The organism is Lentzea sp. NPDC059081, from assembly GCF_042738015.1.
Taxonomy (GTDB): Bacteria; Actinomycetota; Actinomycetes; order Mycobacteriales; family Pseudonocardiaceae; genus Lentzea.
In genome coordinates, this window is record NZ_JBHYGW010000022.1 from 1 (window position 1) to 17,767 (window position 17,767).

A 17,767-nucleotide genomic window follows, 5' to 3' on the forward strand; every position below is an offset into this window, starting at 1 on the left:
GGGAAACACCCGGTCCCATTCCGAACCCGGTAGTTAAGCCCTTCTGCGCCGATGGTACTGCACTGGTTACGGTGTGGGAGAGTAGGTCGCCGCCGAACTTAATTTGCCCTGCGGGTTGAGCGCCACAAGCGCTCCCCGCAGGGTTTTTTCGTTTTGCCCGTCCGAACGCCGTGTTCGCCGCGGCGGCTGTCCGGGTGACGCACTCCCGGCGAGCGGGTGACGTGCGTCAAGTGCCGCTTCCCCGTCCCTACCGTGACCGTCATGAACGAGCAGTGGGCAGGGGAGGCACCTTTGCGGTGGCGAGCGCGCAGGAGGCGGGGCAGGCACGCCCGCGAGCCCGCGCCGTCCTCGCAGTCGTTCCTGCCCGCAGTGCTCGGCGTCGTGCTGCTGGTGTGCCTGATCCTCCTCCTGCTCACGTACCTCTGAGCAGGACTGCAGTGCGTCGAACGCCATGGGCAGGGCACCATCACGAGCCGGCGGTCGGCGCCAGGGAACCCGGGCCATGACCAGGTGGATGGTCGTGGAACCAGGTCTTCCTGTCGGCGCTGAACACGGGAGCGCCGTTCTCCCTGGTGAAGCGAAACCATTGCCGCACAGGGGAACGGCGCTTCACCTTTCGGCGGGTGGACTACGCGTCGCCCTTCTCGATCGGAACGGGACGCAGGTCCCCGGTCGGGAACCGGCGTTCGTTGCGCTCGATCTTGGCGAACGCGGCCTCGACGAGGTCGACGCCCAGCTTGTCCGCCAGCCGGGTGAGGTAGTGCATCACGTCCGCGAGCTCGTCCCGCACGTTCCAGGCGAGCTCTGGATTCTTCATCGCGTCCCGCGCCTCGTCCGGCGTCAGCCACTGGAACAGGTCGGTGAGCTCGCCGACCTCCGCGGACAACGCCATCACCAGGTTCTTGGGCGTGTGGTACTCGTCCCAGTCGCGGGCTGCGGCGAACGCCCGCAACGCATCCCTCAGGTCCACAAGGTCACGCTCACTCATGTCCATTGAGTACCACGTGGACGAACAAGCAAGGACGGCGGCTAATCAAGCATGGATCGTCCGAGTCAATGTTGATTGGCTTGAGTCATGTCAACATTGAGCGCGATCAACCCTTCAACAGTGGACGACACCGTCCTGGTCCTGGGCGCCACCGGCAAGACCGGTCGCCGCGTCACGAGCCTCCTGGGCACCGCTGCCCGTCCGGCGTCGAGGTCGTCGGCCACGAAGTTCGACTGGTCCGTCCCCGGTACCTGGGAGCCCGCACTCGCCGGCGTCACCGCGGTCTACGTCGTGCCGCCGGAGAACCCCGCGCTGCTGGCTGAGTTCGTGCCGCTGGCCGTGCGCTCCGGTGTCACCCGGCTCGTCCTGTTGTCGATGCGCGGTGCGCCGGACGACGACCCGTTCGAGGCGGCGGTCAAGGGCTCGGGTGTCGAGTGGACGATCCTGCGGCCGACCTGGTTCATGCAGAACTTCGACGAGGACCTGTTCGCCGCTCCCGTGCAGCAGGGTGAGCTCGCGGTGCCGGCGGGACAGGGCGTGCACCCGTTCATCGACGTCCGGGACATCGCGGAGGTTGCCGTCGTCGCGTTGACCGAGCAGGGGCACGCAGGGCAGACGTACGAGCTGAGCGGATCGGAACCGCTGTCGTTCGCCGAGATGCTGGCGCGGATCGTCGCGGTGACCGGCAAGCCCGTCCTGTACACCGATGTCGAGCCGGACGACTTCGCCGCCTCGTTGCGCGGGCTCGGCTACCCCGACGAGATCGCCGACCTCGTCACGATGCTGCTCGTGCGCATCCGCAGGGGAGAGGAAGCGCATGTGTCGGACGGCGTGCAGCGGGTTCTTGGCCGTGAACCGCGGACGTTCGCGGATTACTTGGGCAGCAGCAGTTTCGCGTGAAGGCCGCGCGTGCCTTCGTTGGTGATCACCGCTTCGCAGAGCGCGCGGCCCGTTCGAACTCGCCACTGTCTCACCATCTCGAAGTAGCGAAGGGCCATCGCATAGGTGAGCTGGCCGATGCGTTCACCTTCAAGCAGCACTTCGAGGGTGTGCTCGCCCGTGTGCGGGCCTCGCGCGATGCGACAGTCCTTCAGTTCTGCGATGACGTGGACCGGAGTGCGTCCGTTGACGACGCGGTGCAGCACGTGCTGATGCGCTTCCTCCTCCGTGATGGTGACCTGCCGTTCGGCGGGCAAGGTCGGCGCGGTGCCGAGTGCTTCGTGGTCGAGCAACAGCAGCCGTGGTGCGCCCAGATGCAGGTGCACGGTGTGGTTGCGGGGGCCGGCAGCCAGGATGCGTGCGGGACAGGAGCCGACCTCGCCGCGTTCGGCCAGTTCGAGCAGCAACGGCTGGTAGTCCGCGGCCTGGTCGCCGCGCAGGTGGCCGGCGGTCACCGCGGTGCCGTCGGCGCGCACCAGGTCGACCCGCACCGTCTTCGCCGCCTCCGGCACGAGCACGGCGGTCGCCGGGACGGCGCCGTCGATCCGGTGGGCCGACGCCTGTTTCGCGACCTCGGCGATGGCGTCCTGGTGGTGCGACTCGCCGACGATCGCGATCCGTCCCGCCGTCGACAGCCGGCGCAGGCGCGAGCGGGTGCGCGTCGGGACCACTGGCTCCGAGGCGTGGTTGTGCTTGGTTCCGACGAACATCAAGGCGAACAGGGCGAGGCCGATGACGAAGCCGAGCGGGCCGAAAGCAACGGTCAGAACCAGCGCGAGCACGGCAACGGCGATGAGTACGGCTGCGGGCGAGGGCTCTGTGCGTTGCTGCATCGTCATAAGGCGTCCCCACGACTCGGCGTCCCGTCACTCTCAGTGTCGGGTGCGCCGGGCGATGCGTTTCAGAAATCGCTCGTTTGGCCTAATACAACGGGCCGAAAACGTCACCGCGTAATCGCGAGGTGACGCGGAACGGGAATTCCCGGCACCAGCGCGTCAGTGGACCAGGGTGAGACGGGCCCGGCCCCTCGGTCCCGGTTCGCCGCCGCCCGGCAGCGCGGTCAGCACCAGCCCGAACACCAGGCCGTTGAGCTCTTCGAGGTCGAGGTTCAGCTCTTTGGCGACGTGCAGCGGTGTCGTGCCGTTCTCGCGGAGGACCTTGAACACCTTGGTGAGCAGCTTGGACGTCTCCCGGCGCATCATGCCCCCGGAGGCGAGGCTGAGGACGTTCGCCCGCTGGACGAACCGCTCCCTCGTCACGTGCCAGTGCCGGTGGTCGGTGCCCCGCAGCCGTTGCCGGGGCATGAGGAACTCGTCGGCGAACTCCTGCGGCGCGTCGTGCCCGAGCAGCACCGCCAGCTGGACAGCCGCGTCGAACCGCGCCTGCTCCGGCGACGAGGCCGGGGTGAGGAACACGAACGGCGTGCCGTTGTGCCAGCACGAGAACGCCCCCTGCGCCACGCAGTCCGCGGGCAGTGAGAACACCCGAACGCCGTGCGACTCCAGCAGCTGCACCATGTTCGGCGCCGGGCTGTCGTCGAGCCGCCAGCTCAGCCGCGTCCCGTCCGCCGACGTCCTGGGCGGCGGCAGGTTCGGCTGGGGCAGCACGAAGAGGCGCTCGAGCCACCCGTTGAACTCGATCGCCAGCTGGGCCGCCGCCGTCGCCTGGGCCGTGGGCGTCTCAACGGCCTGAGGCCGGGGCGGTTCCGGCGCGGCGAGGAACGCCTCCGGGAACCCGAGCACGCCGGCCAGCGACTCGATGGTGGCGGGCTTGGGCTGACGCACCCCGCGCTCGTACTCGCTGATCGCCCGCGCCTGCACCCCCGCCTTGCGCGCGAGCTCGGCCGCGGTGAGTCCGCGCCGGGTGCGGGCGAGCGTGAGTCGCGAGGGCGTGAGCATGATCGGGCCATTGTCGCTGCCCGCGCGACGGCATGCCAGGCGGGTCCTGGTGCGTCGCCGCTCGGCCTGTTCCCGGCCGCGGGAGGCTCGATCTACCGGCGCAGTGCGACCGGGAAGTCCACCTCCTCGGGACCGTCCACAGCGGGCGTCCTGCTCAGCGGGAACTCCATCGGCGGCAGCACGATCCGGTGCGCCCACCGCTCGATGATCTGGTTCTGCGGCGTCGGCTCAGGCTGCGAGACCTCCCGCAACACCACGAGCCGGTCCTCCAGCTGCACCGGGTACGTGACCAGGAACCACAACTTGAGCCCCTCGTTGCGCGCGTTCTCGAACAGCGCGAACTGGTCGTGGTCGTTGTCCCGCATCATCGCCGCGATGGCGGGCCCCTTCGCGTAGTCGCTGCGCAACGGCGCGTCCGGCGACCCCGTCCCCCGGTTGCCCTGCAACGTGCCCAGCAGGATCGGCCGCGCCGGGTGCCGCACCAGCCCGGCGTTCCAGTGGTCGAGCCGCTGCCACCCTTCCGCGGCCAGGAGCTGCCGCAACGTGCCGACGCGGTGGATCCAGTCGAGCAGCCCGGGCGCGTTGGTGGGCCCGAACGGCGGCGAGGCGGCGCGCGCGTCGATGCCGGCGGCGATGGCGCGGTCGAGGATCTCCTGGCGCAGGCCCAGCTCGGCGAGCCGCTCGCCGGTGGTGGGGGTGAGCTTGCGGAAGGCGGCGTTGGTCATGGGCCGACGGTAGCGCCGGGGTCTGACAATTTCGGGCGGCGCCGCTCGTGGTTGTCGGTCCGAGGTGATATCCATCGTTGACCGGGGGAGTCGATCGCGATCGGTGAGGTGGGCAGTGGGCCGGACCGCATATGTGTACGTGGGGGAGCAGTCCGCCGAGAACTTCGGCATCGGCAAGGACCGCGGCGTCTGGGGCTGGGAGACGTCCGTGCTCGACAAGAAGGACGGCCACGACGTCGCCGGCTCGCTTCAGCCGGGCGACCGGCTGGTACTCGGGCACAGGGCTCCCGGCGGCCCTCGGGTGACCGAGGAACGCTGGTCGCAGGTGCGGATCGAGCAGGTCCTGGTCATGGAGATCACCAGGCCGCTGTACGCGAGTGCCGACGAGGTCTGGCCGGACAAGGAGTACCGGCATCGGGTCGACGTGCGGCTGCTGGAGACACAGCACCAGGTCGGCGTCGACTTCCTCGGCCACCGCGGGATGGACGCGTTGCGGCAGTCCGGATGCAGGCAGGGAACGCCTGTCGTGTTCGACGACCCGGACGCGGCCGACGAGCCAGAGCCCGAGGACTTCAGCACGGTCGAGGTCGAGGGGCTCGGCGAGGAGGAGCTCTTCGAGGGTGAGCTCGACGGCGTCTCGGTCACCACGGTCCGGAAAGAGCAGCGATGGCTGAAGTCGAAGGCATTCGGCAACGCCGAGCTGGTCGAGTGCGAGCTGTGTGGCGAGATGCAGCCGCAACGGCTCATCTGGGCCGCTCACATCAAACGGCGCGCCGACTGCTCGGAGGAGGAGCGCCGGCGCTGGCGCAACAACATCATCGCCGCGTGCAAGCTGGGCTGCGACGACCTGTTCGAGCACGGCTACGTCTACGTCGGCGAGGACCTGAGGATCCAGGCCGGTCCGCCGGCCAGGGGACTGGAGAGCGTGCTGGCGTTCATCGAGCAACGCCTGGCCGGCCGGACCGTCAGCGACCGAGGTGGTGCCAGGGCGCCCATGTTCGCGGCGCACCGGCACCGGTTCCTCTAGGCCGCCACCGGCGTGAGCTGGTGCAGCACGTCCCGCTCACCCAGCCGCTCCTGCGCCCACTCCACCACCGCGGTCTCCTGCGCGAACAGCACGATCTGCCGGTCCTCCGACAGCCGCAGCAGCAGGTCGAGCACGGCGCGTGTGCGGGTGTCGTCGGCTTGCACGGTGACGTCGTCCAACAACAACGGGCACGTCTCGGTGGCGAGGTGCTGGGCCAGTGCCACGCGTAGGAGCAGGTAGATCTGCTCGGCGGTGCCCAGGGACAGGTGCGAGGCGTGGTGCCAGGCGTCCGAAGCGGAACACACGCGCACGGTCAGCGACTGCGGATCGACGGCGGCGTCCACGTAACGGCCGTCGGTCACGAGGGGCAGCCACGTGCGCAGGGCGGACTCCAGGGCGGGTGCGATGGTGCTGTGCACCTTTTCGCGGGCCGCGGTCAGGTAGCGGGTGGCCAGGTCGATGGCCTCCACCTCGGCGGTCACCTCGGCCAGTGCCTCGGTCGCCGTCTGCACGGCCTCCTCGGCGTCGGGGACGCTCGGCAGGCCTCGGGTCATCTCGGCCACGGTGGCGGCGAGGGCGGGGGCGGAGGCTGCCAGCGACGGGTCCACCGGGTCGCAGGTGGCGTAGCGGGAGGCCGCTTCCAGCAGGGAGGCGTGGTGGGTCTGGGCGGCGGAGAGGGTGGTCTCGAGGTCGTCGAGGGTGCCGTCGGCTCGCAGGGCCTGGAGTTCGGCCCACGCGTTGCGTTCCTCCTCGGCTTCGCGGAGGAGGTCGTCCCAGCCGCGTTGCCACTCAGCGATGGCGCGGAGCAGGTCTTCCGGGCGTTCGCCGGTGCGGCCGATGGCGGTCACGGCGTGGCGGAGCAGGGCGAGGGCCCTGGTGTGGGCGACGGTGGCCTCGGTGACGGCGGCTTCGGCCTGGCGGCGGTCGGCGAGGGCTTGGGCCAGGAACGGGCGTTGGGCGGCCATGGAGGCCTGGCGGGCGCGGACCTTGCAGTCCGTCTCGTAGTCCACCAGCAGGTCCGGCACGGACATCGTGGCGTCCACCTTGCCGCGGGCCGCCAGCTCCACGCGGACGGCCTTCTCCGTGCGTGTCACCTCGCACATCAGGTCGGCGTGCTCGGCCTCCCAGGCGGCGCGGTTGGCCAGGCGCCATAACGTCTCGCGGTCCGCCGGCACGCCGAGGGACGCGCACTCCGCCACGGCCTCGTCGTTGATGCGCACGGCTTCCGACGCCACGGCGCGCTGGCCCTCCGCCTCGGCCAGGGCGCGGTCGGCGACGAACAGCCGGCCGCGGGCTTGCGTGGCCAGCGCGGCTTGTTCGGCGGCGAAGGCCACTGCCGCCTCACGGGCGGGTGCGTTGCCGCGGGACAGGGCACCGCCGGTGCCGGCGACCAGGGCGGCCACGAGCACGCCCATCGCGGCCAGCTGCTGGTCGACCAGGAACAGCAGCAGGCCGACGAGCGTGGTGAGGCAGCTCAGAGCGATCAAAGCGTTGCGCAGGAACGGGTTCGGCAGCGCGATCTCCTGCACGCGTGCCGCCGCCACGTCGGCCTCGACCTGGGTGCGGGCCGCCGCGGAAGCCGCTTCGTCCTGGACCTGGCGGGCGCCGTCCACCTCGATCGACGCGGTGGTCAGCCGGGCGCCGCTGGTCGGGTCCAGCCGGGTCGCGAGACCGCGCAGCACCGACGGCTCTGCGGACGTCGGGGGTGACGGCATGCGTTCGCGATGGGCCGCGGCGACGGCCGACGCGGTCTCGTAAGCCGTTGCCACGAGACGGAGTTCGTCGTCGACCGCCGTCTCGCCCACCGGAGTCGCCGGAAGCGCCCGCAGCTCCGCCTCCAGCGCCGCCGCCGACGGACCGGTCAGCACACGCGGGGTGGGAGCCGCGCGCCACGCCGCCAGCGCGCGGTTCACCACGTGCGTCAGCTCCTCCTGCGCGGCGAGGCCGGACGGAGGCGAGTCGCCGAAGCGGTCCTGCAGCTCGGTCAGCCGCGCCACGCGAGCCGTCAACGCGTCCAGGACCTCGGAGTGCTCCTGCACGGCCAAGCGTGCGCGCGCAGCGGCCGCCGAACGGGCCTGCGTGCTCAGCTCCAGGTACCGGGCGTGCTCACGACGTGCCACCGCCAGGTCGGTCTCGGTCTCCCGCAAGCGGTTCCTGGCCTCGCGCAACGCGTCCACCGGCGCGGTCAGCCGCTGCAACGCCTGCTCGACCGTGCCGTCGGTGCCGGCGGTGGCCGCGGCACGACGCAGGTGGTCCTGCAGCCCGTCCGCCGCCTCCAGCACGCTCAGCAGTGACGCCTGGTCCACGCACGCGGTGGCGGTGAACGACGTGCGGTCCAGGCCCAGCCGCTGCGCGACGTCCGGGGCCGAGTCGTCGTTCAGGTCCCGGTCCACGGCGACCACCTCACCGGACTCCAGCGACACCATCGCCGCCACGCGCCACGACTCGCCCGTCCACGGACGGTGGCGCGCCGCCGGCTCACCGCACAGCGCGGCGCGGATCGCCGCGTGCCACGACGACTTCGCGGACTCGTTCACGCCCGACACCACGGTCAGGCCGGGCGCCAGCGGCAACGTCCTGTCGTGCAACGGACCGAACGCGTGCGCGGTCACCGACTCGATCTTCATCGTTCCTCCAACGCGCGCAGGCCGGTCGCGAGCACCCGGCCGCGCAACGCCGTGTCCAGGGACTCGTCCGCCAGCACGTCGCGCACGAACTGGCCGCGCACGGTCCGTTCGGCGGCGACGGCGTCGAAGTCCAGCAACGGGAAGGCTTCCTCCGCGCACAGCCAGTCGAGCGACCGCGACGCGGACACGTCGAACACCTCGCGCGACACCGAGCCGTCGTCGTGCACCGTGCACAGCACCGCCCCGCGCTCACCGGTCTCGCCCGGCGTCAACGGGTCCGGGTTGCCCGGGAACGTGTAGTGGTCGGCGTGCTCGGGCGTGTGCACGTGCCCGAGGAACGCGTGGTCCAGCCCGGTGATCGTGACGTCCTCCGGCGCGGAACCGTGGCACAGCGCCAGGTTCACGCCGCCGCGGTTCACCGCGAAGCCGTCGAGGAAGTCCTTCGCCGGACCGGGTCCGACGTGCGCGGCGCCCCACAGCGTGACGCCGTCGGCGAGCTCCACCGGCGTCAACGACCCCGACGAGAACACGTGCACGTTCGGCGTCCAGTCCACCTGCCGGTAGACCGACTGCGGCCCGTACCAGTCGTCACCGCCGGGGGCCAGGAACACCGGCAGCGCGCAGTCGAACGCCGACCGCAGGAACGACGCCGTGGTGGGGGAGCAGCGATCGTGCTCGTACAGGTCGCCGGCGCACAGCACGGCGTCGACGTCGGACTCCTGGGCGAGGTCGACGATGCGGCCCAGCGTGTCGCGCAACGCCTTGCGTCGCACGGGACCCGCGCTGGGGAAGCGCGCGTCCAGGTGCAGGTCCGCGAACAGCAGCAGTTTCACCGGTGCCTTCAGTGGAGGTCGATGGTGCCGAACAGGGTCATGGACGGCTGCAGGGCCGCGACGACGGCCGCGGCGTCGGCGTGCCAGCCGCTCAGCTCCGCGACGGTCGGGGTCAGCTCGTAGCCGTGGTGGCGGATCGCGCGGCTCAGCGCGTGCCACAGCTGGGAGGTGTCGTAGGCGATGTCCGCGTCCACCCGGGACGGGAGGCTGATCAGCAGGGCGTGCACCGGCTGGTCGACGTTCTCCGCACCGCAGGCGCGCGCCACCGCCCGTTCCACCGCCGTGCGCAACAGCTCCGCGCAGCACCGGATCCGCACACCGTCGAGCTGCTCCGGGCGTGCCAGCAGATTCGCGACGCAGGTGAGCCGGTCCTGCACGTCCGAGGGCAGGCTCATCTCTGCAGCCACCCCGCGAGCAGCTCGGTGTCGCGGATCAGCACGTCCAGGTCTCCGCTGTCGCCGCCGACCCGGCACGCTTGCAGCAGGTCTACCGCCCATGATCCGACCACGTCCTCGAGATGGGGCATCAGCTTCGCCGGTTCCGCGTGTTCGTCGAGCACGGCCAGCGCGATCGTCTGCTTCGTCGTCAACGCGCCCTCCAGGACGCGCTCGACCTCGGCGTGCGGGGTGCCGCGGCTCAGCCGTTCGCGGCGGAAGCGCGCGTGGGACGCCGCTTCCAGGGCCGCCCGGCAGCACGACGCCACCAGTTCGGCCCGCAACGCGTCCGGCAGGTCCTCGTCCACCCGCATCGCCCGTGCGTCGTTCAGGCACCGGCCGACGGGGTCGTCGGACATCCGCACCTGCACGACCGACTCCTCGCCGCGGCAGACCTCCCAGACCGTGGCCGAGAGCCGCAACCGCCGCAGCGCCTCCACGAGCCGTTCGTCGTGCGTGAAGACCACGACCTGGCGGGTGAGCCCGACGTCGGCGAGCACCTGTGCGAGTCCGTCCACCTTGGACGGGTCCATCGCCTGCACCGGGTCGTCGATCATGACGAACCGGAACGGGCTCTCGTCCACCATCGCGCGCGGCAGGAACAGCGCGAGACCCAGCGAGTGCAGCTCTCCCTGGCTCATCACCGCCAGCGCCGAGTTCGAGACGCCGTCGACCGACACGTCCAGCTCGACGTTGCGGGTTCCGCCGAGCCGCACCGCGCCCAGGTCGACGTTGCTCTGCTGGCGCAGCCGCTGCCAGATCCGCTGCGACTCCTTCGCGAACGGCGTGATGCGCTCCGAGCGCAACGTCGCCGCGGCCTTGCGGATCCAGTTCTCGGCCTCGGTCACGTCGGCGAGCACGTCGGCGTCCGCCAGCGCCTGCTGCGCCTGGGAGTGCCACTCGAACAACGCGATCGCCATCGGCCGCCACACCAGGTCGCGCCGGTCGATCTGCTCGCGCGCCACGGACTTCAGCTGCTCCACGGCCACCACCAGCTCGGCGTGGCGGTCGAAGAGCTCCTGGCGCAGCCGCACCGGGTCGTCGAGCGCGAAGCACTCCTCCCAGGCCTGCCACGCCTGCAGCACCGCGGTCGTGTCGACGATGCCCCTGGTCTCCTGCAGCACCTCCGGCACCGGCAGGCACAACGCCCGCGTCGCCGCGATGGCGACGTCCAGCTTGTCCGCGGCGTCGTGCAGCTCGGCGGCGGCCTTGGCGAGGTGCTCGGCGCGCTGCCGGGCCTTGGCGAGCCACATCCCGTCGAGCCGGCCGAGGTCGCACACCGGGCAGGTCTTGGCGCCGCCGGACTCCCGCAGCTGGATCGCGAGCCGCAGGATCTCGCTGGAGCGCAACGAGTCCTGCGCGTTGGCCGTGGCCACGGCCGTCACGGCGCCGAGCGCCCTGTCGAGGTTCTCCCGGCACCGCTCGACCTCGTCCTCCGGCGGCAGGGCCAGGTCGACGATCTGGTGCAGCAGGCCCGTGCCGCTGCCGACGTCCGTGCCGAGCGCGAGGTCCGCGATGGCGTCGAGGTCGGGGGAGGAGCTGCCGAGCAGGTCGGCGGCGCGCCGGGCGCGTTCGTCGGGGGACGCGGCCAGCTCCGCGCGCACGCGTTCCCGCCGGTCGTACGGGCGGGCGACGACGTCGGCGAGGCGCTTGCGGTGCTCGGCGAGCGACTGCTGCGCCTCCGTGATCGCCTCCAGGCCCAGGAAGCGGTGCATCGCCTCGTAGAGGTCCTCCGGCTGCGCGTCGAGGACGGTCCCCAGCTCGCTGTAGGGCAGGAACGGCCGGTAGGTCTCCAGCGCGTCGTGCCACCGGCGGTCGTCGAACGGCTCGTCGTCCTGCGTCCACGCGCCCTGCCCGAGGTCCTCCTCGGGCGACCAGGATCTTCGGATCGTGGTCCGGCCCGGTCGCGCGGCCTGGACGAGGTCGAGCTCGACGGCGGTGTCGGTCTGGTGCAGGTTGCGCCAGCCCTGCCGCCACACGTCGTGCCGCGCGCGGGTCCACCGGGCGTTGAAGCCGGTCAACGCCAGTTCCGCGGCCTCGGCGAAGCTCGACTTGCCCGAGCCGTTGCGTCCCGTGACGACGGTCAGTCCCGGCCCCGGTGCCAACGGCAGGCGGGCCTGGGGGCCGATGCCCCGGAAGCCGCGCACGCGGATCTCCGACACGAAGATGCCGTGACCGGGGCCATCGGTCCTCTCCCGCGGGGCGTCCTCCTGCGCCGGAGCGCCGGCGAGGGCGCGGTCCAGCGCCGCCTCGCCCCGGCACGCCGCGAGCACCAGTTCTGCCGCACGTGGGGTGAGATCGTCCTTGGCCAGTCGCCCGGCCATCAGTTCGAGTAACCCGGCTTCACCCGCCACGGTCACATGTCCTCCAGCTGCCACCACTCGATAGGGCGGCAACCTAGGCAGCAAATGGGACCTACTGACGAGTACTCACACGATCGAGTGGTGTTACATAGGGTGACTAAAGTAGTCCGCGGTCGTTAGGGACCCCACACTTCCAGGGCCCTGATCACGAAGTACGCGTCCGGCACGTAGGTGCCGTGCTTCGGGTAGGTGGTGAACTCGGCCTCGGTGGAGCAGTTCTCGCGCTGGTACACGCTCGCGTCCCTGCTCAGGCGGTTCACGAAGGACCTGCCGACGATCGTGAGCGGGATGCACTCGTCGGGGTTCGCGGATTCCAGGTCGAGGCGCTGCACCGTGCCGGTGTAGTCCGGTCCCGTCCACACGCAGAACTCGCCCTTGTCGCAGGACTTGTCACTCTGCGCTACGGCGATCCCACTGGAGGCGACCGCGCCCGCAGTGATCACCAGGGCGGTGATGAGGCTCTTCGTCGACATGGGCGCACCTCCGTCGGAGACGAGTGTGCGTCCATTCGGGTCAATCGGCCAGACGATCTTGGAGCGCCTTCGCGTCCCGGGGCGCGTAGGCCTTCGCATCGTTGTCGAAGTAGACGAACACGTCGCCGTGCTTCGCCCACGCGCGCACTTTCTCCGCCCACCGGTCGAGGCCGTCGTCGGTGTAGCCGCTGACGTAGAGCTCGTCGTGGCCGTGCAGCCGGACGTAGACGAAGTCGCTCGTGACCTCTTCGATCAACGGGTACTTGCCGGCGGCGTCCGCGACCACGAGCGCGATGTCGTGGCGCTTCAGCAGGTCGACGAACTCCGGCGTCTTGTAGCTCTCGTGGCGGATCTCGAGGGCGTAGCGCATCGGCCGTTCGGCGTCCGTGGTGGTGTGCGCCGGGTCGACGCGGTGGTCGTGGCGCTTCGCGATCCCTGCTGCCTCGGTGGTGGTGCGGGGGAGACCCTCGAAGAACGCCGTCAGCAGGGCGGCGTCGAACCGCAGCGTCGGCGGGAGCTGCCACAGGATCGGGCCGAGCTTCGGGCCCAGGGCGAGGACGCCGGACGCGAGGTAGTTCGCGAGCAGCTCGTCGCCGTCCTTGAGGCGCTTCATGTGCGTGATGAAACGGCTGCCCTTCACGGAGAAGACGAAGTCGTCCGGCGTCTCCGCGGCCCACTTCCGATAGCTCGACGGGCGTTGCAGCGAGTAGAACGAGCCGTTGATCTCGACCGAGCCGAGCTGGTCGCTGAGGTAGGCGAGCTCGCGCTTCTGCGTGACGCCCTTGGGGTAGAACGTGCCGCGCCAGGGCGGGTAGACCCACCCCGAGGTGCCGATCCTGACCTTGCCCATCTGGCTATCGTGACACGGTGGACGCCTACCTACAGCGCATCGGTGCCTCGCGCACGTCGTCGTTGGCCGAGTTGCAAGAGCGACACCTGATGAGCGTTCCGTTCGAGAACCTCGACACCCACATGGACACCCGGATCGTGCTCGAGATCCCGTGGCTGTACGACAAGATCGTCGAACGGCGGCGCGGCGGGTTCTGCTACGAGGTCAACGGGCTGTTCGCGGAGTTGTTGCAGGACTTGGGACATCGGGTCGACCGGCTCGCGGCGCGGGTGTACGGCGCGGAGGGACGGCTCGGCGCTCCGCTCGCCCACCTGGTGCTGCTCGTGGACGACGAGTGGCTGGTGGACGTCGGGTTCGGGGCGTTCGCGCTGCACCCGCTGTCGTGGCGGTCGCGGGACGACCAGCACGACCCGGCCGGCGTCTTCCGGTTGGCGGACAACGGGGACGACGTGGACGTGTTCCACGACGGGGAGCCTGCCTACCGGGTGGAGCGCAGGCCGCGGCAGCTGACCGAGTTCGCGGCCACGTGCTGGTATCAGCAGACCGCGCCGGAGTCGCACTTCCGCAAGGGGCCGATGGCGACCAAGGTGGTTCCCGGCGGGCGGATCACGGTGACGGACAAGCAGGTCGTCGTGACCGAGAACGGCCGCAAGACCTCGACCGACGTCGAGGACCCTGCGGCCGCTTTCCTGGAGAACTTCGGACTCTACTTCCGGCAGAGCAACGCGTCCGGCGTCCTGCGCCAGTTGTAGGCCACGCCGGCGAGGTGTTCGTCCTGGGCGCACTGGCCCTTGTAGTGCCCGTTCGCCCAGTCACCGCCGAGGTCCGGCCGGTTGTCGCCGCGGTCGAACCACACGACACGGGTCGTGCTCCCGCCCGCGATCGGCGCGCAGACCAACGTGAAGTTGGCGTACCCGACGGCCGCGTTCCCATTGGGGCACTGGAGCTTCGTGTAGCCGACGGCCCAGTCGCCGTTGACGTACTGCTCGTTGGTGACCCTGGTCGTGCTGCTCCACTGTGGACTGCTCGCGCACAGGCCGCGGCCGCCCGTGTGGCTGATGCCGACGAGCTCCTCGCTCTGCGGGCAGGACTCCTTGAGCAGCATGTTGAACCGCGGCTCGCGCGCGATCTGCCCGGTCCGGCTCGGCGCGTTGACGAGGCGGTTCCACGCGCCGGACCGCCAGTCGTCGCCGTCGTTGACGCTGATCCGGTTGCCGTTCGCGTCCCAGCGCAGCAACGCCCAGCTGTTGCCGGACCGGTTGGCGTGGAAGCCGACCAGCGGCCAGTAGGCGAAGTCGGCGTCCTGGGCGATCAGCTGGTCGACGAACCGCTCGAACCAGTCGCGCGCCCGCTGGTTCGACTCGTCGATGCCGCCGACGCCGAACTCGCTGATCCACAACGGCGCGGTGTAGTGCTTCCGCGCCTCGGTGATGTAGAACGCCTGGCGTTGCAGGACGTCCGTCAGCTCCTGGGGTGAGAGGTCCTGGTAGCGCGGGTCGCTGGTCTCGCCGACACCCGTGGCGCCGCTGTGGTTGGGGCCGGTGTAGCCGTAGAAGTGGGCGCTGTAGACCAGCTTCTCCGGGTTGGCGAGGGTGTGGCTGAGGAACCGCGCCGGTTCCAGCGTCGGCCTGCCGTGCGCGAAGCCGTCGACCGGGATGCCCGTCCAGTTGATGCCCTCGACGATCACCAGGAGGTCCGGCGCCGTCTGCTGGATGCGGTCCGCGGCCTGCTGGGACGCCTTGTGCCAGTCGTGGTCGTTGCCCCAGCCCCAGTTCGGGTCGTCCCAGACGTTGCGCCGCACCTCGTTGTAGAGGTCGGCGCCGACGACGCGCTTGTTCGACTTGTAGCGGTCGGTCATGAACGCCCAGTCGCCGACCCACTGGTCGGTGCTCTGGCTGGTGTTCCACCGCTCGTTGCCGTCGACGCCGCAGCACCACCGCGACGTCGTGGTGTGGTTGTTGAGGATGACGGCGAGGTCGTTGCGGGTCAGCTCCGCGACGACGGCGTCGTAGACCTCGAGCGGCTTCTTGCCGTTGAGCTGCGCGTCCTTGAGGCCGGTGACGGGGTTGGTGTCCTTGATCATCTGGTTGGAGAACGGCAACCGGACGCTGTTGACGCCCAGCTCCTTGAAGCCGCTGATGATCGTGGCCATCGTCGCGCGGTCGAGGCCGAGCGGGACCTGGTCGGCCTTCTCGCCGGCGTGGTGGGTGGTGGGGTCGTTGATGTCGCCGGAACCGTTCCAGGTGCCGCTCGCACCGTGCCAGTTGCCGGACTTCAGCTTGAAGCGGTCGCCGTTGGCGTCGACGATCCACCGTCCGCGCGTGCTCAGCGGACCGGTCCACGTGGAGGAGGAGGCCGGTTCCGCCTGCGCGGGAGCAACGAGACTCGCGGCCAGGAGCAGGGTGGCCGAGACGCGAGTGAGTTTCACGTATGTGACCGTAACGGCGGTTTGAGGCTTTCCGCCAGAGTCTTGGCGTTACTTGTCGCGGCACCTTGCATTGTGTTGTCGAAGTAGACGTACGTGTCGCGGTCCCAGTCGCGGATCTTGCGCGCCCACTCGTCCAACTGGTCGTCGCTGTAGGAGCTGATGTAGAGCTCGTCGTGGCCGTGCAGCCGGACGTAGGCGAAGTCGGCGGTCACGGCCTCGATGCGCGGGAACGTCGGTGCGTCGCTCACGACGTGGGCGACGTTGTGCTCTTGGAGCAGCTCCAAGTAGACGTCGGTGCGGAACGACTCGTGGCGCGGTTCGAAGGCGTGCCTTCCTGGCGGGAGCATGGCCAGGAAGTCGCGGATCAGGGCCGCGTCGAACCGCGTGCTCGGCGGCAGCTGCCAGATGACCGGACCCTGCTTCGGGCCGAGCGCGAGGGACTCGGCGAACTCCTCGAGCGCGTCCTCGACGTGGCGCAAGCGTTTGACGTGCGTGACCAGCTTCGGTCCTTTGACGGCGAAGACGAAGCCCGGCGGTGTCTCGGCGGCCCACTTCCGGTAGTACGCCGGCGGCTGGAGCCGGTAGAACGAGCTGTTGATCTCGATCGTGCCGACGTGCGAGGCGAGATGGCTGAGCCAGAGCCGCTGGGGCACGCCGCGGTAGAACCCGTCGCGCCACTCCGGGTAGCGCCAGCCCGAGGTGCCGATCCTGATCATGCCGTCCGGGTAGCCGGGGAACGCTGTAGCTACTCCGTAGCACTTATTGGCGAGTTGAGCTACATTGGTGTACATGCAGCAGCTCAAAGCCATCGGGCAACGCGAGCTCCGCAACGACAACGCGGAGATCATGCGCCGTGTCGAGGCGGGGGAGAGCTTCGTCGTCACCCGCAACAACAAGCCGGTAGCGCAGCTCTCGCCGTACCACGGCGAGGCCGTCACCAGGCCCTCGCTCGGCGACGTGCAGGTGCTGTTCGGCACCCTGCCGTCGATCGACGCCGACCGGTGGGACGCCGACCGCGCGGCCGCCGACGAGCTCTTCGGCGCCGACGACCCGCTGGACGGCCCGTGGCAGAGCTGAGCTGTCTGCTCGACACCTGCGTGCTGATCAGGCTGGAGCGGGCGGACCTGGGCGACTACGTGACCGCCCGGCCGTACCTCAGCGCCGTCACGATCGCCGAGCTCGCGTTCGGGATCGACGTCGACGACCCGGTCGAACGGGCCGCGCGCACCGAGCGGTACTACGCGGCGCAGCAGACGTTCGAGATCCTGCCGTTCGGCCTGGAGGAGGCGAAGGTCTACGGGCAGATGGCGTCGCTGGTGCGCCGGGCGGGCCGGTCACCTCGGCCGCGGCGGATGGACCTGCAGATCGCGGCGACGGCGGCGGTCGCTCGGATTCCGGTGCTGACGATGAACGTGAAGGACTTCAAGGACCTGGACCGGCTGGTGGAGGTCGTGCCGATCCGTCAGGTCTGAACGGCGCCGTGGAAGAAGAACTGCCCGAGCCCGACGGTGAACACGAGCACGCCGTAGAGCGCGTGCTCGACCGACGCCGCGAGCAGTGAACGCGTGCGGCGGTAGCGGGTGGCGAAGAGCCAGCCGCCCGCCGCCGACAGCACGACCGACACCCAGCTGCCGAACACGATGTGCACGAACCCGAACGCCGCCGCGCTCGCCGCCACCGTCCACGTGCCGAACGCCGGGCCGTAGCGCTCGAACAGGAACGCGCGGAACACCAGCTCCTGCGGGTACACGCTGAACAACGGGTAGAACACCAAGACCGCGAGCCAGAGCAGCGGCTGTTCCTTCGGCAACGCGAACAACTGGTCCGGAAACAGCACCAGCACGGCCACGACGGCCGCGGCCGCCGCGACGAGCCAGAGCGCCAGGATCGGCTTGAGCCGGACCTCCTCGGGGCGCCAGAGCGAGCGGCGGTCGAACGTGCGCGATCGCAGCAGGTACGCCACGCTCGCACCGCCCAGGACGAGGAGCACGGGGATCGGGCTCGTGCCGCGGGCCAAGAGGTTGCGGAGGAGGGCGAGGCCGAAGAAGACGACGACGTACTCGGCGGCCAGGTATGCCTTGCGTTGCGTGCTGATCGCGACGACTGCCACGGCCGCGAGGGCAGGTGGCGAAGGTGAACCGAAACCGCCTTCCAGATCACCAATGACCTCAATGCTGCCGCT

At 70.2% G+C, this 17,767-nt stretch carries 19 protein-coding genes and 1 rRNA gene; 7 read left to right on the forward strand and 13 right to left on the reverse strand.

Features of this window, described 5'->3' with window-relative positions; translation table 11 throughout:
- Both rrf and ACFWV3_RS34335 read left to right on the forward strand, forming a co-directional pair.
- Positions 1-98: ribosomal RNA gene (gene rrf / locus ACFWV3_RS34330) — 5S ribosomal RNA — on the forward strand; the annotation flags it as partial.
- Between the two features lie 163 nt (positions 99-261).
- On the forward strand, positions 262-426 hold the full coding sequence (locus ACFWV3_RS34335; RefSeq protein ID WP_330855444.1) for a hypothetical protein: 165 nt from the start codon (positions 262-264) through the stop codon (positions 424-426).
- A 202-nt stretch (positions 427-628) separates the two neighbouring features.
- On the opposite strand, the gene ACFWV3_RS34340 is transcribed toward ACFWV3_RS34335, so the two are convergent.
- Positions 629-988: a nucleotide pyrophosphohydrolase gene (locus ACFWV3_RS34340; RefSeq protein ID WP_382417559.1), complete on the reverse strand. Its 360-nt coding sequence runs from the start codon at positions 986-988 to the stop codon at positions 629-631.
- A gap of 120 nt (positions 989-1,108) precedes the next feature.
- On the opposite strand from ACFWV3_RS34340, the gene ACFWV3_RS34345 reads away from it, so the two are divergent.
- Positions 1,109-1,888: an SDR family NAD(P)-dependent oxidoreductase gene (locus ACFWV3_RS34345; protein ID WP_382417560.1), complete on the forward strand. Its 780-nt coding sequence runs from the start codon at positions 1,109-1,111 to the stop codon at positions 1,886-1,888.
- On the opposite strand, the gene ACFWV3_RS34350 is transcribed toward ACFWV3_RS34345, so the two are convergent.
- From ACFWV3_RS34350 to ACFWV3_RS34360, 3 genes are all read right to left on the reverse strand, one after another.
- Positions 1,861-2,766 carry a hypothetical protein gene (locus ACFWV3_RS34350; RefSeq protein ID WP_382417562.1) on the reverse strand — a complete coding sequence of 302 codons (906 nt, stop codon included), beginning with the start codon at positions 2,764-2,766 and terminating at the stop codon, positions 1,861-1,863. The two genes, ACFWV3_RS34345 and ACFWV3_RS34350, sit on opposite strands and share 28 nt — an antisense overlap.
- A gap of 156 nt (positions 2,767-2,922) precedes the next feature.
- Positions 2,923-3,825, reverse strand: coding sequence for a helix-turn-helix domain-containing protein (locus ACFWV3_RS34355; RefSeq protein ID WP_382417563.1), 903 nt, complete (start codon positions 3,823-3,825; stop codon positions 2,923-2,925).
- Positions 3,826-3,917: 92 nt separating this feature from the next.
- Positions 3,918-4,550, reverse strand: coding sequence for a hypothetical protein (locus tag ACFWV3_RS34360; protein ID WP_382417565.1), 633 nt, complete (start codon positions 4,548-4,550; stop codon positions 3,918-3,920).
- A 115-nt stretch (positions 4,551-4,665) separates the two neighbouring features.
- On the opposite strand from ACFWV3_RS34360, the gene ACFWV3_RS34365 reads away from it, so the two are divergent.
- Positions 4,666-5,577 (forward strand): hypothetical protein, encoded by a 912-nt coding sequence (locus tag ACFWV3_RS34365; protein ID WP_382417567.1) that lies wholly within the window; start codon positions 4,666-4,668, stop codon positions 5,575-5,577.
- Here the strand turns inward: ACFWV3_RS34365 and ACFWV3_RS34370 are convergent.
- The 6 genes from ACFWV3_RS34370 to ACFWV3_RS34395 all read right to left on the reverse strand — a co-directional run bounded on the left by ACFWV3_RS34370 (position 5,574) and on the right by ACFWV3_RS34395 (position 13,157).
- On the reverse strand, positions 5,574-8,204 hold the full coding sequence (locus ACFWV3_RS34370) for an ATP-binding protein (protein WP_382417569.1): 2,631 nt from the start codon (positions 8,202-8,204) through the stop codon (positions 5,574-5,576). The genes ACFWV3_RS34365 and ACFWV3_RS34370 overlap by 4 nt on opposite strands.
- Positions 8,201-9,037, reverse strand: coding sequence for an exonuclease SbcCD subunit D (locus ACFWV3_RS34375; RefSeq protein WP_382417571.1), 837 nt, complete (start codon positions 9,035-9,037; stop codon positions 8,201-8,203). The genes ACFWV3_RS34370 and ACFWV3_RS34375 overlap by 4 nt, the downstream gene beginning before the upstream one ends.
- An 8-nt stretch (positions 9,038-9,045) precedes the next feature.
- Entirely contained in the window at positions 9,046-9,432 is a 387-nt protein-coding gene (locus tag ACFWV3_RS34380; protein ID WP_382417573.1) for a hypothetical protein, read from the reverse strand.
- Positions 9,429-11,795 (reverse strand): AAA family ATPase, encoded by a 2,367-nt coding sequence (locus tag ACFWV3_RS34385; RefSeq protein ID WP_382417575.1) that lies wholly within the window; start codon positions 11,793-11,795, stop codon positions 9,429-9,431. The genes ACFWV3_RS34380 and ACFWV3_RS34385 overlap by 4 nt, the downstream gene beginning before the upstream one ends.
- 155 nt (positions 11,796-11,950) lie before the next feature.
- Positions 11,951-12,307 (reverse strand): peptidase inhibitor family I36 protein, encoded by a 357-nt coding sequence (locus ACFWV3_RS34390; protein WP_382417577.1) that lies wholly within the window; start codon positions 12,305-12,307, stop codon positions 11,951-11,953.
- Positions 12,308-12,347: 40 nt separating this feature from the next.
- On the reverse strand, positions 12,348-13,157 hold the full coding sequence (locus ACFWV3_RS34395) for a DUF72 domain-containing protein (protein ID WP_382417579.1): 810 nt from the start codon (positions 13,155-13,157) through the stop codon (positions 12,348-12,350).
- A gap of 17 nt (positions 13,158-13,174) precedes the next feature.
- On the opposite strand from ACFWV3_RS34395, the gene ACFWV3_RS34400 reads away from it, so the two are divergent.
- The gene (locus ACFWV3_RS34400) at positions 13,175-13,909 is read left to right on the forward strand and encodes an arylamine N-acetyltransferase (RefSeq protein WP_382417581.1); all 735 of its coding nucleotides are present in this window, start codon (positions 13,175-13,177) and stop codon (positions 13,907-13,909) included.
- Here the strand turns inward: ACFWV3_RS34400 and ACFWV3_RS34405 are convergent.
- Together ACFWV3_RS34405 and ACFWV3_RS34410 are read right to left on the reverse strand one after the other, a co-directional pair.
- Complete coding sequence (locus ACFWV3_RS34405) at positions 13,864-15,585, reverse strand: glycoside hydrolase family 5 protein (RefSeq protein ID WP_382417583.1); 1,722 nt, start codon at positions 15,583-15,585, stop codon at positions 13,864-13,866. The two genes, ACFWV3_RS34400 and ACFWV3_RS34405, sit on opposite strands and share 46 nt — an antisense overlap.
- Positions 15,582-16,301: a DUF72 domain-containing protein gene (locus ACFWV3_RS34410; protein ID WP_382417585.1), complete on the reverse strand. Its 720-nt coding sequence runs from the start codon at positions 16,299-16,301 to the stop codon at positions 15,582-15,584. The genes ACFWV3_RS34405 and ACFWV3_RS34410 overlap by 4 nt, the downstream gene beginning before the upstream one ends.
- Positions 16,302-16,374: 73 nt before the next feature.
- Between ACFWV3_RS34410 and ACFWV3_RS34415 the strand changes: the two genes are divergently transcribed.
- Positions 16,375-16,662 carry a type II toxin-antitoxin system Phd/YefM family antitoxin gene (locus ACFWV3_RS34415; RefSeq protein ID WP_382417587.1) on the forward strand — a complete coding sequence of 96 codons (288 nt, stop codon included), beginning with the start codon at positions 16,375-16,377 and terminating at the stop codon, positions 16,660-16,662.
- Positions 16,650-17,057, forward strand: a complete 408-nt coding sequence (locus ACFWV3_RS34420) for a type II toxin-antitoxin system VapC family toxin (RefSeq protein ID WP_382417589.1) — start codon at positions 16,650-16,652, stop codon at positions 17,055-17,057. The genes ACFWV3_RS34415 and ACFWV3_RS34420 overlap by 13 nt, the downstream gene beginning before the upstream one ends.
- Here the strand turns inward: ACFWV3_RS34420 and ACFWV3_RS34425 are convergent.
- Positions 17,048-17,695: a CPBP family intramembrane glutamic endopeptidase gene (locus ACFWV3_RS34425; protein WP_382417591.1), complete on the reverse strand. Its 648-nt coding sequence runs from the start codon at positions 17,693-17,695 to the stop codon at positions 17,048-17,050. The two genes, ACFWV3_RS34420 and ACFWV3_RS34425, sit on opposite strands and share 10 nt — an antisense overlap.
- Positions 17,696-17,767: the final 72 nt, after the last annotated feature.